The following is an 887-nucleotide window of genomic DNA, read 5'->3' as shown; positions in this document are numbered from 1 at the left end:
TCAGTTCCGTTGCGGTTTTGATAACGTGAACCTCTTTCTAGCGAAATTTTTCTCTTAGCCGTGATATTAATTCATCGTAGCTATATCAAAGAAAGATCGAAGAAAGAAAAAGCCACCGCGAGGGTGGCTTTTAGGGGCTATCAAGAAGGAGGAATCGACGATTATTGCTCAACTTTTACAGGTTGCGCTTTAAGCTTTTGAAACAGCTTCACAAACAGCGGGCTACCCAGCACTAATACTGCCAGCACAGTAAACGTCAACGTAATCGGACGCTCCCACAAGAAGCTCAACTCTCCGTCAGAAATCATCAACGCTCGGCGCAAGTTTTCTTCCATCAAGCCGCCGAGGATGAAGCCAAGCAGCAATGGTGCGAGCGGGAAGTTTGCCAGTCTAAGTGCAATGGCAGCCATTGCTACAAGTAGCATCACGAACACATCCATCGTATTGAACGAGACTAAGTACACACCTGTAATTGAGAAGAACAAAATCATAGGTAGAAGCACTGTTCTTGGAACGGCCAGTAGTTTCGAGATGTAAGGAATCAACGGCAAGTTAAGGATCACAAGCACGATGTTACCAAAGTACATTGAGATGATGACTGACCAGAAGACATCCGGGTGTTCAACAAACAGGCGAGGGCCAGGTTGAATGCCGTAGGCGATTAACGCGCCAAGCATAATAGCGGTGGTGCCTGAGCCTGGAATACCCAGAGTTAACAATGGAACGAATGAGCCACTTGATGCGGCATTGTTCGCAGATTCTGGCGCAACCAGACCACGAATGCTGCCTTTTCCGAACTCTTCTTTTTTCTCTTTTGGAGCCAAGTTGCGCTCTAAGCCGTAACTTAGGAATGCCGCGATTGTTGCGCCAGCACCCGGAAGTACGCC

1 protein-coding gene is annotated in these 887 nt (G+C 47.6%); it reads right to left on the bottom strand.

What is annotated here, in order from left to right:
• Positions 1 to 161: 161 nt before the first annotated feature.
• Positions 162 to 887 (bottom strand): tripartite tricarboxylate transporter permease (locus R7093_RS24525; protein WP_318146926.1); only part of this gene is annotated, 726 nt, incomplete at its 5' end.

This window comes from Vibrio sp. 1580 (assembly GCF_033340055.1).
Note: the sequence above shows the minus strand (reverse complement) of the source record. Positions and strands in the feature narration are given on the sequence as shown.